This window comes from Streptomyces sp. 8K308 (assembly GCF_004348315.1).
In the GTDB taxonomy this organism is placed as follows: Bacteria; Actinomycetota; Actinomycetes; order Streptomycetales; family Streptomycetaceae; genus Streptomyces.
The window spans coordinates 1-13,289 of the sequence record NZ_SMKC01000187.1; the positions used below are offsets into that span (position 1 = coordinate 1).

Consider the following 13,289-nt stretch of genomic DNA (forward strand, 5'->3'; position numbering starts at 1 on the left):
CACCCCGCCCCTCCCCGGCGGGGCCGCCCAGGCGCTCCGCCGGGGGTGCCGCGACCTGCCGTCGATCGCCTGCCCCGCCGTCGTGGCTGGTCGCGCCCACCCGGCGGAGCCTCCCCCAGCCCGGACCGTGACACTTCGCCGTAGCCGCCGCCTGCGCCGGCTCGGCGCCGAGCTGAGGCGGCGGCCGGACGGTGTCGCGGTCCACGCCAGGCTGCCGTTCGAGGGACAGCGGGCCCCGCGGGGAACCACCGGGGCCGTTCGGACGTCATTCCTGCGGCGGGGCGGGCCACTGGCACCACACCGTCCTCGTGTCCCGACCCTCGTGACCGCAGCGGTGTCCCGATGACCAGCACCACCCGCACGCCCACGACCACCCCATCGCCGGCCGTCGCGCGGCCGACGCCGCGGCGGGGGCCGCGCCTGCCGTCCGACGGGGTACTGCTCGCCCTCGGGTTCTTCGTCGTCTACGCGACGCTGTCGGTCACCCGTTATCTCCGCTGGGAGAACAGGTCCTGGGACCTGGGGATCTTCGAGCAGGCCATCGGCGCCTACGCCCGACTGAGCGAGCCGGTCGCCGACCTCAAGGGGCCCGATTTCCCGATACTCGGCGACCATTTCAGCCCGATCACGGCACTGCTCGCCCCCTTCTACCGGCTGTTCCCGACGCCGGTCACCCTCCTCGTCGCGCAGGCCGCCCTGTTCGCGCTGGCCGTCGTGCCGGTGACGCGTGGCGCGGCCTTCCTGCTCGGCCGCCCGGCGGGCGCGGCGATCGGCGCGGCGTTCGGCCTCTCCTGGGGCATGCAGCGGGCCGTGGACTTCGACTTCCACGAGATCTGCTTCGCCGTCCCGCTGATCGCCTTCTCCCTGGAGGCCGTGCTCCGGCAGCGCTGGCGCGCCGCGCTCGGCTGGGCGCTGCCGCTGCTGCTGGTCAAGGAGGACCTGGGCCTGACGGTCGCCGCGATCGCCCTGGTGGTGGCGTGGCGCGCCCACCAGGCCGGGCACGTGCGCGCGACCAGGGCCGCGCTGGCGGTGGCCGGCCTCGCGGTGCTGGCGTGCGCGCTGGTGATAGGCGTGGTGATACCGGGGTTCAACGCGGCCGGCGGCTACGACTACTGGGCCAAGGTGGACGAGGGCGGCGGCCCGCTCGACGCGCTGTTCACCTCGGCCGACACCAAGCTCCGCACCCTGCTGTGGATTCTGGTCCCGACCACGGGGCTGCTCGCGCTGCGCTCGCCGCTGCTGCTCGTCGTGCTGCCGACCCTCGCCTGGCGGTTCGCGTCGCAGGAGCCGAACTACTGGGGCATCGACTTCCACTACAGCGCCGTGCTGATGCCCGTCACGGCGCTGGCGCTGGCCGACGCCGTGGCCCGCTCCCGCACCGACCGGCGTCCCTGGCTGCGCGCCTACGCCCGCCAGTTGCCCGCCGCGGTCCTCGCGGCCGCGCTCGCGCTCTCCACCGCGCTGCCGATCGCCACCCTCACGCACGCCGACACCTACCGCCCGGGGCCGGCCGCCGAGGCCGGCGAGCGGGTGCTGGCCGCGGTGCCCGACGGCGCCGACGTCGCAGCCAACGTCCGGCCCATCTCCCATCTCACGCAGCGCGCCCGGGTGTTCTGGATCGGCGACACCCGAATACCGGCCCCGGAGTACATCGCCTACTACGACCCGGTCAGGGACGCCGCGGGCATGCTCGCGTACGCCCGGCAGCTGTATCCGGACGCGGCCTACCGGGTGACGGCGAGCGAGGCCGGCTTCTGGGTGTTGCGCCGCGACTGACCGCCGCGCACATTCGCGATCGCACACACACAAAATACTTCGACCCTCACCCGCACCGACGCCACACGCCCTTGGGCGCCCGTGCCGCGGTGAGCGCCCCCGCCGCGGGCCCATCCGCCGGACATTCGCATGTTCGCTCCCCTCGCTCCGTCACCGGGTAGACACGAAACACAACATATAGGGGCGCCCAGTTGGGGCAGCACAAGATGTATGCTCTTCCTCGTTGTCGCCCAGGGGAATCCGGTGAGAGTCCGGAACTGTCCCGCAACGGTGTGCGATGGCGGGATCCGTCCCGTCTGTCGTCAAGTCCGGTCGCCTGGCGGCAACCCACAGACGTCCGGGCCTCGAGGACTGGGCCGACGGACGCAGCGCGGCATGCCTTTGCCTTACCACACGCATGCCCGTGTGCGCCCGTCGCGCCCGGCCCCTCGAACGCCCACCGCGGAACGCCGCGCGCGACCTCGTTCGGGCCGGTGCTCCGTGGTCGATTCGGTTCGATTCGAGGGAGAGCATCGAGTGACCATCGCACCCGTCGCACCCGCGGAGCCGGTTACAGCCTCGCAGTCCCCCACGCTGTCGAAGGTGCTGGCCGACCTCACCGCTGACCTGCCCGCCACCGACCACGCGCGGGTCGAGGCGGCCGTGTTGCGCGGCCGGCACGCCGGCTCCGACGAGGCCGAGCTCCGCTCGCTTGCCATCGAGGCCGCCGCCGGCCTGATCGCCGACGAGCCCCAGTACTCGCGGCTCGCGGCCCGGCTCCTCACCCTCGCCATCCGCGAGGAGGCCGCGGGGCAGGGTGCCGACTCGTTCTCCGCCTCCATCACCGTCGGCCACCGCGAGGGCCTGATCGGCGACCGCACCGCCGCGTTCGTCCGCCGCCACGCCTCCCGCCTCGACGCCCTCGTCGAGCACGCCGTCACCACCGGCGCCGACGACCGCTTCGAGTACTTCGGGCTGCGCACCGTCGAGTCCCGCTACGTGCTGCGGCACCCGATCACCCGCAAGGTCATCGAGACCCCCCAGCACTTCCTGCTGCGCGTGGCCTGCGGCCTCGCCGAGGACGACTCGGAGCGCGCCCTGGCGGACGTGGCCGAGCTCTACCGGCTCACCAGCAGCCTGGCGTACCTGCCGTCGTCCCCCACCCTGTTCAACTCGGGCACCCGCCACCCGCAGATGTCCTCCTGCTATCTGCTCGACTCCCCCGCCGACGAGCTGGACTCCATCTACGAGCGGTACCACCAGATCGCCAGGCTCTCCAAGCACGCCGGCGGCATCGGCCTGTCCTACTCCCGGATCCGGGCCCGCGGTTCGCTGATCCGCGGCACCAACGGCAAGTCCAACGGCATCGTCCCGTTCCTGCGCACCCTCGACTCCTCGGTCGCCGCCGTCAACCAGGGCGGCCGCCGCAAGGGCGCGGCCTGCGTCTACCTGGAGACCTGGCACGCGGACATCGAGGAGTTCCTCGAGCTGCGCGACAACACCGGTGAGGAGGCGCGCCGCACCCACAACCTCAACATCGCGCACTGGATCCCCGACGAGTTCATGCGGCGCGTCGAGGCCGACGCCGACTGGTCGCTGTTCTCGCCGGCCGACGTCCCCGAGCTCGTCGACCTGTGGGGCGACGAGTTCGACGCCGCCTACCGCCGCGCCGAACAGGCCGGGCTCGCGCAGCGCACCATCCCGGCCCGCCAGCTCTACGCCCGGATGATGCGGACCCTGGCCCAGACCGGCAACGGCTGGATGACGTTCAAGGACGCCGCCAACCGCACCGCGAACCAGACCGCGCGGCCCGGCGCCATCGTGCACTCCTCGAACCTGTGCACGGAGATCCTGGAGGTCACGGACGACGGCGAGACCGCCGTCTGCAACCTGGGCTCGGTCAACCTGGCCGCCCACCTGGGCGACGACGGCGAGATGGACTGGGAGCGGCTCGACGCCACCGTGCGCACGGCCGTCGTCTTTTTGGACCGCGTCATCGACCTGAACTTCTACCCCACGGCCCAGGCCGGCGCCTCCAACTCCCGCTGGCGGCCGGTGGCGTTGGGCGTGATGGGCCTCCAGGACGTCTTCTTCAGGCTCGGCCTCCCCTTCGACTCCCCCGCCGCGCGCGAGCTCTCCACCCGGATCGCCGAGCGCATCATGCTGACCGCCTACGAGACCTCGGCCGACCTGGCCGAGCGGCACGGCAGGCACCGCGCCTGGGCCGACACCCGCACCTCGGACGGCGTGTTCCACCCCGACCACTACCCGGAGGCCGCCGCGGCCTGGCCCGAGCGCTGGGCCGCGCTGCGCGAGCGCGTCGCCCACACCGGCATGCGCAACTCGCTGCTGCTCGCCATCGCGCCGACCGCGACCATCGCCTCCATCGCCGGCGTCTACGAGTGCATCGAGCCGCAGGTCTCCAACCTCTTCAAGCGGGAGACGCTGAGCGGCGAGTTCCTCCAGGTCAACTCGTACCTGGTCGCCGAGCTCAAGAAGCTCGGCCTGTGGCACGACGCGACCCGCGAGGCGCTGCGCGAGGCCAACGGCTCGGTCGCCGGACTTCCCGGCCTGCCCGAGGAGTTGAAGGCCCTGTACCGGACCGCGTGGGAGCTGCCGCAGCGCGCCCTGATCGACATGGCGGCAGCCCGCACGCCGTACCTCGACCAGAGCCAGTCGCTGAACCTGTTCATGGCCGCGCCCACCATCGGCAAGCTCAGCTCGATGTACGCCTACGCCTGGAAGAAGGGCCTCAAGACCACCTACTACCTGCGTTCGCGCCCGGCCACCCGGATCGCCCAGGCCGCCCGCGCCGCCGCCCCCACCGTCACCGTCGTCCCCGAGCAGGCCGTCGCCTGCTCCCTGGAGAACCCCGAGTCCTGCGAGGCCTGCCAGTGACCACCACCGTCCCCACCAAGAACCTGCTCGACCCCGGCTTCGAGCTGACGCTGCGCCCGATGCGCTACCCGGCGTTCTACGAGCGGTACCGGGACGCCATCAAGAACACCTGGACGGTGGAGGAGGTCGATCTCCACTCCGACGTGGCCGATCTGGCGAAGCTCTCGCCCGGCGAGCAGCACCTGATCGGCCGCCTGGTGGCCTTCTTCGCCACCGGCGACTCGATCGTCGCCAACAACCTGGTGCTGACCCTCTACAAGCACATCAACTCCCCCGAGGCCAGGCTGTACCTGTCGCGGCAGCTGTTCGAGGAGGCCGTGCACGTCCAGTTCTACCTGACGCTGCTCGACACCTACCTCCCCGATCCGGACGAGCGGGCGGCGGCGTTCGCGGCCGTGGAGAACATCCCGTCCATCCGCGAGAAGGCCCAGTTCTGCTTCCGCTGGATGGACTCGGTTGACGACCTCGACCAGCTGGAGTCCAAGGCCGACCGCCGCCGCTTCCTGCTCAACCTGATCTGCTTCGCGGCCTGCATCGAGGGCCTGTTCTTCTACGGCGCCTTCGCCTACGTCTACTGGTTCCGCTCGCGCGGCCTGCTGCACGGCCTGGCCACCGGCACCAACTGGGTCTTCCGGGACGAGAGCTGCCACATGGACTTCGCCTTCCACGTGGTGGACACCGTCCGCGAGGAGGAGCCGGACCTCTTCGACGCGGAGCTGGAGCGGCAGGTCACGGACATGCTGAAGGAGGCCGTGGAGGCCGAGCTCCAGTTCGGCCGCGATCTGTGCGGTGACGGCCTGCCCGGCATGAACACCGACTCCATGCGCGAGTACCTGGAGTGCGTCGCCGACCAGCGCCTCGTCCGGCTCGGCCTCAAGCCGGTCTACGGCTCCCGCAACCCGTTCGCGTTCATGGAGCTGCAGAACGTCCAGGAGTTGACAAACTTCTTCGAGCGCCGCCCCTCCGCCTACCAGGTGGCGGTCGAGGGCAACGTCTCCTTCGACGACGAGTTCTGACCCGCCCTCCGTTTCCCGGCCCGCCGCGGCTCCCGCGCGGCGGGCCGGTCGGCTGTCAACTCCGCCGGCCGGTGCCGCGGTCGAGGTCGGGCCCCGAGCACGTCGGCCTCGGGGCCGCGTGCTAAGCGGCCGGTGGGATGCCCAGGGCGCGGACCAGGTGGGTCAGTTCCTCCTGGAAGAGCTTCTCGGGGCTGGCCGTCTGGCCGCGCAGGTGGCCGTAGATCTCCAGGGAGACCAGGCCGTGCAGCCGGCCCCAGATGTGGAGGGCGAGGGCCACGGCCGCCGGCGGTAGGTCGGGGAAGGCGGGCCGGACCCTCGCCAGGAGCCCGGGGTCGAAGTCCGACCACTGGAACTCGCTGTCGGCGTGGAGGCGTTGGGCGTGCGGCCAGGCGGCGGCCGCGACGGCGGTAAGGACCAGGCAGACCCGCCGCGCGGCGTCCGGGGCCGGGCCGCCCTCGGGGGGCTGGTAGCCGGGGACGGGTCGCCGTAGACGAGGCGGAAGCCCTCGGGGTTGGCCAGGGCCCAGTCGCGGAAGGCGCCGGCCCTGACCTGGGCGAGCGTCGACGTCCTCGATGCCACCAGCATCGCCGCCGTCCTGCCTGGCCTGGACGTCCTCATCAGCGGCTTCCAACCCGGCAACGCGGCACGGGACTTCACCGACACCGTCCGGCGCTCCATCGCCGACCGGACCGTCTACGCCACCGCGGCGCGGGCGCTGCTGAAGGCGCTGGAGAGCCAGCCACGCACCCGGCTCATCGTGATCGGCGGCGCCGGCAGCCTGGAGATCGCGCCAGGGGTGGTGCGGGCCGACTCGGACGAACTGCTGCACGAGGCCCTCGACCAGCTCGGCCTGCCCAGGGAGTATGCGGCGGCGGTGCGCGGCCACCGCGACGCGCTCAACGTGCTGCGCACCTCCAACCGACTGTGGACCTACCTCAGCCCCGCCGAGGAGATCGCCCCTGGCGAGCGCACCGGCCGCTACCGCCTCGGCGGCGATCAGCCGGTCCTCGACGCCGAGGGCCGCAGCCGGATCTCGATCGAGGACGCCGCCGTGGCGCTGGTCGACGAGGCCGAGCTACCACGCTTCGTCCAGCGCCGCTTCACCATCGGCTACTAGTGACGCACCCCCGCCAGGTAGAGCTAGCGCCATACCCGCTCCATGGCCGCGGAGGAGTGGGAGATCTACCTGGTCGACGAGGTCCGCGAGTGGATCGACCGGCTCGATGAGGCGGCGATCGCCCGCGTGGTGCAGGCCCTCGACGCCCTAGCCGAGGGTGGGCCCGGCCTCGGGCGCCCCCTGGTGGACACGACTCACGGGCCACCCTGGAGAATCTCCACGCTACGCCGAGTATGTGAAGACCCGGGGCAGAAGAGGATGGTGCCCCATGAGCGAGTACGCACGGTGGCGGGACATCCGAGGCGAGTACGTCGAACGCGCGAGCGGCAAGGAGGCCGTGGCTCAGGGCAAGCAGGAACTGCTGGGCGAGTGCTGGGCCACCGGCTGGCCGAGATCCGGCGTGCCGTGGCCTGGCCCAGGAGCAAGGTGGCCGAGCGAATGGAGGTCACCAAGGGGCGCGTCTCGCAGATCGAGCAGGGCCGTACTTCGGGCCAGGAAGTGCTCGCCCGCTACGTCGCCGCCCTCGGCGGGCGTCTGCATCAGGCAATCTGCTTCGACAACGGGGGCATCGCCGCCATCGCATAGCCGCCCGGCAACTCTGAGCCCCTGATCAGCGAACTCTCATCCGTTCCTCATCCGGCCCCGCTGGGATGGCGGCATGAGTGAGGAAGAACTGCACGACCATGACAAGGGGCTCTCCTTCGATCTGCCGACGCTCGCCCGGCGGCGGATGCTGGTGCTGAGCGGGGGCGGCCTGCTCGCCGTGGCCGGGTGCGCGGCCGAGGCGGGCGGCAGCGGCGGCGGCACCGCCTCGTCGTCGCCCAGCGCCGCGGCCACGCAGCCGGACGCCGAGTGCGCCGAGATACCGGACGAGACCGGTGGCCCCTACCCGGCGGACGGGTCGAACGGGGTGAACGTGCTCACCCAGAGCGGGATCGTCCGCAGCGACATCACCACCAGCTTCGGCACCGCGAGCGGCGTCGCAGAGGGCGTGCCGCTCACGATCGAGCTCACCGTGGTGGACGTGGCGAGCGGCTGCGGCGCCGGGCTCCAGGGCGCGGCCGTGTACCTGTGGCACTGCGACCGGGACGGCAACTACTCGCTCTACTCACCGGGGGTGGAGAACGAGAACTACCTGCGCGGCGTCCAGGAGACCGACGCGAACGGCAAGGTGACCTTCACCAGCATCTTCCCGGCCTGCTACGCCGGCCGCTGGCCGCACATCCACTTCGAGGTCTACCAGAGCCTCGACCAGGCCACCGCCGCCGGCAACGCGATCAAGACCTCGCAGCTGGCGCTGCCTGAGGACGTCTGCGACACCGTCTACGACACCGAGGGCTACGGCCGCAGCATCCAGAACTTCGCCCAGGTCGCGCTGGACACCGACAACGTGTTCAGCGACGGCTCCACGCTGCAACTCGCCACGGTCAGCGGGGACGCGGACCAGGGCTATGTCGCCTCGCTCCGACTCGGCGTCTGAGGGACGGGCGGGGGGCCGCGCCGGCCCCCCGCCCGGGCGGCGGAAGGGCCCCGAAGGGCCCGACGCGGCGCGGGCGTTCAGTCGTTGGGCACCGTCTCGTAGCGCGGGGTGCCCTCCTCCATCATCTTCAGGGCCTTCTTCCGCTCCCGCTTCGAGAGCCGGTCGATGTACAGCCGGCCGTAGAGGTGGTCCGTCTCGTGCTGCAGGCAGCGCGCGAAGTAGCCGGTGCCGCGCACCGCGATCGGCCGGCCCGTGGCGTCCTGCCCGCGCACCACCGCGACATCGGGGCGCGCCAGCTCGGCGTAGGCCGTCGGCACCGACAGGCAGCCCTCGTTGTTGTCGTCCAACACCCGCTCCTCGGCGGGCAGTTCGTCAAGCACCGGGTTGCACACCACGCCCACGTGCCGCACCCCGTCGTCGTCGGCGCAGTCGTAGACGAAGACCTTCAGGTCCACGCCGATCTGGTTGGCCGCCAGGCCGACGCCCTCGGCCGCCCGCTGGCTGGCGAACATGTCGTCGACCAGCGCGGCGAGCTCGTCGCCGAACTCCGTGACGTCCTTGACCTCCCGGTGCAGCAGCGGGTGCCCGAAGACGGTGATCGGCCGAGCCGTGCCCCGCTCGCGGTACGCACGCTCCCGCTCCTCGCAGTCCTCGGTGTCGACGACGAACTCGTCGCTGATCCGCTCATCGGTGTCGTGCTGCGCCATGGTGTCCGCCGTATGCCTTTCGGTCCGCCTCGCGGTAACCCGTACAGCTTACGGCGCCCGCCGACCGGCCCGAGCGCCCTCAGCAGACCTCCTCCAGGTCACGCCAGTCCCTGGTGTCCTCGCTGTCGGCCACCCAGCCGTCCAGCAGCCCGCGCACCAGCTGCTCCGGCGCGGCGAGACCGCACTCGCGCTCCGGCGACCACAGGGCGCCCGCGCCCGTGTGCCCCAGCGGCCCGGGACGCCCCGGCACGCTGTGGTCGTGCGGGTCGTGCTGGGCCAGGCCGTCCCCCTGCTCGCTCGGCATCCGGCTCTCCGAGCAGGCCCGACACAGCAGCCGGACCGAGGACGACCAGTCCTCGGCCGCGTAGCCCGCGTCGGCCGCCAGCCGCTCCAGCGCGTCCCGGTCGGCCTCGGTGGCGGCCTCGATCAGCACCACCCAGGTGGGCACGGCGGACGGCGCCCACAGCTCGATCTCGTCGAAGACCGGGTAGACCGAGGTGACGCCCCCGGCCGTCATGGTGCGCTCACCGCGCGGCACGCCGTCGTGCAGCACCACCTCGCCCCAGCGACGCCCGGAGGACGGCAGCGGGATGTTCTGCACCTCGATCCTGGCCGGGTCGAGACGCCGGCCCCAGACCACCTCGGCCTCGCCCTCGGGCGAGAGGCGCACCGCCGCCCCGCCGAGGTCCATGCCGAGCGGCTCACCCCCCGCCGCGGAGCCGCCGTCCGGGACCGGGAGCCCGTACGCCTGCCAGGCGCGGCGGGCCAGCGGCCAATCCTGCAGGGCGGTGGCGGCGATGCCGACGTTCCACCAGTCGGGGGCGCCGGCGTCCTTCTCCAGCAGCGCCACGGCCCGCAGCCCGGCCGCCCTGGCCTGCTCCCAGTCGTGCCGGAACTTGTACAGCAGCGCCAGGTTGAACCAGGACTCCGACAGCCAGGGCTCCAGGTCGGCGGCACGGGTGAGCAGCGCGCCCGCGTCCTCGTAGCGGCCGTCGTCGATGAGGGTGAACGCCCGGTCGGTGGCAAGCCGCCAGTCCGAGGACGGCCGCTGCCTGACCCTGCCGAAGATCCTCACATGTCCCGCCTGATTCCCGCTTCACAGCGTCTACTTCACAGTCTTCCTGTCCTGACCCGAGGGCATCCAACCATGGGGAGGTTGGGGAGGACAGGTGCCTGCTCACAGCATGGGGCAGGGGGCCGGGACGCGCGAGACGGCTTCGCGCGGGAGAGCGGGAAAGGAGGGGCGCCCCGGGTGCGCGCGGCGCCCGGACGACTCCGATCGGGTGAGACCCGACGCGGGGATCAGCCGGCGGCCGCCTGGCCGGGCGCCTGCTCCCCGGCCTCGGGTCCACCCCGCTCGCTCCTGATCATGTCGATCCGGCCGAGCACCTTGGCCCGCAGGTCGGTCGGCACGTCGTCGTGGCCGCAGCAGCGCTTGACCAGCTTCTTCACCGACTGCTCAAGGCCGTACTTCTCCAGGCACGGCGAGCACTCGTCCATGTGCTCCCGGATCTTGGCGCAGTCCCCGTCCGGCATCTCGCGGTCCAGATACTCGTAGATCCGGTCCAGGACCTCCGAGCAGTCCGCGGGACGCGACGGTTCGCCACTGCCAGTCATGATCCAGCGCCTTCCTGAGCCGCCCCGGCGGGGACGAGGCCGCGCTCGCGCGCGTAGTCCTCGAGCATGTCGCGCAGCTGACGACGACCGCGGTGCAGCCGGGACATCACCGTGCCAATGGGGGTACCCATGATGTCGGCGATCTCCTTGTAGGCAAACCCCTCGACGTCGGCGAGGTAGACCGCGATGCGGAACTCCTCGGGAATCGCCTGCAGGGCCTGCTTGACGTCCGAGTCGGGCAGGTGGTCGAGGGCCTGGGACTCGGCGGAGCGCAGCCCGGTCGACATGTGCGACTCGGCGCGCGCCAGCTGCCAGTCCTCGATGTCCTCGGCGGCACTGCGCTGCGGCTCCCGCTGCTTCTTGCGGTAGGAGTTGATGAAGGTGTTGGTGAGGATGCGGTACATCCACGCCTTGAGGTTGGTGCCCTGCCGGAACTGGTGGAACGAGCCGTACGCCTTCGCGTACGTCTCCTGGACCAGGTCCTCGGCGTCGGCCGGGTTGCGCGTCATGCGCAGCGCGGCCGAGTACATCTGGTCGAGGTAGCCGAGGGCGTCCCGCTCGAACCGTGCGTTGCGTTCGGCCTCGGTCTCCTCGTGGGACTCCTCGTGCGCGCCGTCGTCCGTGCCGGTGACCGGACCCACCTCCTCCGCGAATGTGATGAGCCCGGGGGCGGACCCACCCGCTTCGGAGGATAGACGACCGGGGGCGGGCTTCGCCGGTCGGGACGGCCGCTCGGCGGCAAGCCGGAGCGTCGCCCAGTCGACCTCCGCGGCCCGCTGGACGAGCATGCTTTCGGGGCGGGGCGGGCAGGCGATGGAACCCATGGAGCTGGTCTCCCTCTCGCTCTCGGACGTCATGACGTCTGCCACAACGCCACGCGCCCCCGCCGCATTCCCCGGCTAGAAGAGGGTCTCCTCCTCGGGCGCCGGCAGCTCCCGCACCAGCTCGGGCCCGTTGTTCCTGACGTTGCTGACCTCGGTCGGCACCGGGTAGGCCCGCAGCCGGCCGGTCGGCAGGTCCTCGAGCAGCGGCCGTATCGCCTCTGGCTCGGTCCGCGCCGGGTCGAGCCACGCGTCCCAACGGTCCGGCGGCAGCGCGACCGGCATCCGGGGGTGGATGTCGGCCAGCGCGCGCGGCGCGGCAGCGCTGCCGGGCGCCGGCTCGGGCAGCGGCGCGGTCTCGGCCTCGGTGGTCAGCACCGTGCAGGTGGCCCACCAGGCCCGCGGGTGGTCGTCGGGCAGCGTCGCGTCCCGCCAGAACTCGTACAGGCCGGCCAGCGCCATCACGGAACCGTCGACCGGCGTCACGAAGTACGGCTGCTTGCGGGGCCGCTTCCGCTTGCCCTTCTCCTCCTCTTTTCGCTCCTCGCCACCGGTCACCCACTCGTAGTAGCCGTCGGCTGGGAGCAGGCAGCGGCGGGCGGCGAAGGGTCTCCGGTAGGACGACTTCTCGTGGACCGTCTCCATCCGGGCGTTGATCATCATCGCCGCCTTCTCCGGCGACTTGGCCCACGACGGCACGAGCCCCCACCGCAGCGCGCGCAACTGCCGCACCGGCTCGGGCCCCGCGTCGCGCACGGGCCGGTCGAGCACGGCGTACACCTCCTTGGTGGGCGCGACGTTCCAGTCCGCAGGAAGCGCCTTCTCCTGGTCCCACAGCTTGACGTCGAACAACCCCACCAGATCCTCTGGCCGCCGGCTGGCCGCGTACCGTCCGCACATGCGGCCCCAGGGTAGTCGCTGCCCCCTCGATCCCCACCACCGTGGTTCCGATCTGACCGGGTCATGAGGGCGGATGGCGGAGCCGGCGGGGCAGAGCCTGGTCGAGGGCCTCCCTGCTCTGGAAGTGGAGGGCGGTCCAGCCCGCGGCGCGTGCCGCGGCGGTGTTCGTTTCGTTGTCATCGATGAAGAGGATGTCGTTCGAGCAGGCGCCCAGTGTTCAGCGGCGGCGTCGAAGGCGGCCGGGTCGGGCTTTCGGTGTCCGAGACGGTGGCCGAACAGCAGGTGGTCGAAGCCGTCGAACATCGTGGGGTACAGCCGCAGCAGCACTTCCTGCTCCAGCGGGCCGTTGTTGGTGAACAGCGCCAACGACCGGGAACCACGGTGCCGTTCCAACGTCTCCCGGACGGCATGGTCAGGCTGGAAGGCGCTGCACCAGGCGGCGTCGAGGTCATCGTCGCCGCCGGTGAAGCCGGTGGCGGCCCGGATTCGGTCCCGGATCTCCGCCGCGTGCGGGTACTTGCCCGAATCGCGGTCGGCGCTGAATCCGGACCGCCACAGCAACGCGTCGACTCGGTCTGCGGGGAGCGCGAAGGCGTCGGCCATGCGCCGCAGGCGATGGGCGTGGTCGAAGTGGAACAGCACGCCGCCGAGGTCGACGACCAGGTGGTGGGGTCTCATGTGACGACCTCCCGGGCCGCGGCCCGGATTTCGTCGAGCAGGACGGTGAGATCGTCCTCGGTGGTGCTCGGGTGGAGGACGCAGGCGCGCAGGGCCGCGGCACCGGAGAGCCTCGTGCCGGTGAGGAAGGCGTGCCCACGGCGCTGCACGGCGGCCGGGATCGCCTCGTTCACTGCTTCCGCGTGGTCTGGGTCGAGGGTCGGAGGCCGGTGGCGGAACGCGGCGATGGAGGTGACGGCCGGGGCGAGCAGTTCGAAGTCGTCTGAGGCTTCGATCAGCTCGGCGAGCGTGCGCGCGAGC

12 protein-coding genes, 1 pseudogene and 1 riboswitch are annotated in these 13,289 nt (G+C 71.9%); of the genes and pseudogenes, 6 read left to right on the forward strand and 7 right to left on the reverse strand.

Features of this window, described 5'->3' with window-relative positions; all coding sequences use genetic code 11:
- Nucleotides 1-342: 342 nt before the first annotated feature.
- From E1265_RS23005 to E1265_RS23015, 3 genes are all read left to right on the forward strand, one after another.
- On the forward strand, nt 343-1,776 hold the full coding sequence (locus E1265_RS23005; protein ID WP_132932894.1) for a DUF2079 domain-containing protein: 1,434 nt from the start codon (nt 343-345) through the stop codon (nt 1,774-1,776).
- A gap of 208 nt (nt 1,777-1,984) precedes the next feature.
- Nucleotides 1,985-2,145, forward strand: a riboswitch (adenosylcobalamin (AdoCbl) riboswitch).
- 147 nt (nt 2,146-2,292) lie between these two features.
- Nucleotides 2,293-4,653, forward strand: coding sequence for a ribonucleoside-diphosphate reductase subunit alpha (locus tag E1265_RS23010; protein ID WP_132932896.1), 2,361 nt, complete (start codon nt 2,293-2,295; stop codon nt 4,651-4,653).
- A complete protein-coding gene (locus tag E1265_RS23015) occupies nt 4,650-5,669 on the forward strand; it encodes a ribonucleotide-diphosphate reductase subunit beta (protein WP_132932898.1) in 1,020 nt (339 codons plus the stop codon). The genes E1265_RS23010 and E1265_RS23015 overlap by 4 nt, the downstream gene beginning before the upstream one ends.
- A 121-nt stretch (nt 5,670-5,790) precedes the next feature.
- Here the strand turns inward: E1265_RS23015 and E1265_RS23020 are convergent, their stop codons facing one another.
- The gene (locus E1265_RS23020) at nt 5,791-6,300 is read right to left on the reverse strand and encodes a TetR-like C-terminal domain-containing protein (protein ID WP_243741031.1); all 510 of its coding nucleotides are present in this window, start codon (nt 6,298-6,300) and stop codon (nt 5,791-5,793) included.
- Here E1265_RS23020 and E1265_RS23025 point away from each other — a divergent pair.
- The 3 genes from E1265_RS23025 (at nt 6,181) to E1265_RS23040 (ending at nt 8,266) form a co-directional block, all read left to right on the forward strand.
- The gene (locus tag E1265_RS23025) at nt 6,181-6,786 is read left to right on the forward strand and encodes an NAD(P)H-binding protein (RefSeq protein WP_132932899.1); all 606 of its coding nucleotides are present in this window, start codon (nt 6,181-6,183) and stop codon (nt 6,784-6,786) included. The two genes, E1265_RS23020 and E1265_RS23025, sit on opposite strands and share 120 nt — an antisense overlap.
- A gap of 258 nt (nt 6,787-7,044) precedes the next feature.
- A complete protein-coding gene (locus tag E1265_RS23035; protein ID WP_243741032.1) occupies nt 7,045-7,371 on the forward strand; it encodes a helix-turn-helix transcriptional regulator in 327 nt (108 codons plus the stop codon).
- A 73-nt stretch (nt 7,372-7,444) separates the two neighbouring features.
- Nucleotides 7,445-8,266, forward strand: a complete 822-nt coding sequence (locus E1265_RS23040) for an intradiol ring-cleavage dioxygenase (protein WP_132932901.1) — start codon at nt 7,445-7,447, stop codon at nt 8,264-8,266.
- A gap of 77 nt (nt 8,267-8,343) precedes the next feature.
- Here E1265_RS23040 and def read toward each other — a convergent pair whose 3' ends face one another.
- The 6 genes and pseudogenes from def to E1265_RS37230 all read right to left on the reverse strand — a co-directional run.
- Nucleotides 8,344-8,973 (reverse strand): peptide deformylase, encoded by a 630-nt coding sequence (gene def, locus E1265_RS23045; RefSeq protein WP_132932903.1) that lies wholly within the window; start codon nt 8,971-8,973, stop codon nt 8,344-8,346.
- 79 nt (nt 8,974-9,052) lie between these two features.
- Complete coding sequence (locus tag E1265_RS23050; RefSeq protein ID WP_132932904.1) at nt 9,053-10,048, reverse strand: tetratricopeptide repeat protein; 996 nt, start codon at nt 10,046-10,048, stop codon at nt 9,053-9,055.
- Between the two features lie 227 nt (nt 10,049-10,275).
- Nucleotides 10,276-10,590 carry a mycothiol system anti-sigma-R factor gene (gene rsrA / locus E1265_RS23055; RefSeq protein ID WP_132932905.1) on the reverse strand — a complete coding sequence of 105 codons (315 nt, stop codon included), beginning with the start codon at nt 10,588-10,590 and terminating at the stop codon, nt 10,276-10,278.
- Entirely contained in the window at nt 10,587-11,414 is an 828-nt protein-coding gene (locus E1265_RS23060) for a sigma-70 family RNA polymerase sigma factor (RefSeq protein WP_132932906.1), read from the reverse strand. The genes rsrA and E1265_RS23060 overlap by 4 nt, the downstream gene beginning before the upstream one ends.
- 75 nt (nt 11,415-11,489) lie before the next feature.
- The gene (locus tag E1265_RS23065; protein ID WP_132932907.1) at nt 11,490-12,311 is read right to left on the reverse strand and encodes an SOS response-associated peptidase; all 822 of its coding nucleotides are present in this window, start codon (nt 12,309-12,311) and stop codon (nt 11,490-11,492) included.
- A 674-nt stretch (nt 12,312-12,985) separates the two neighbouring features.
- Nucleotides 12,986-13,289 (reverse strand): annotated as a pseudogene (locus E1265_RS37230) (amino acid decarboxylase); the annotation flags it as partial.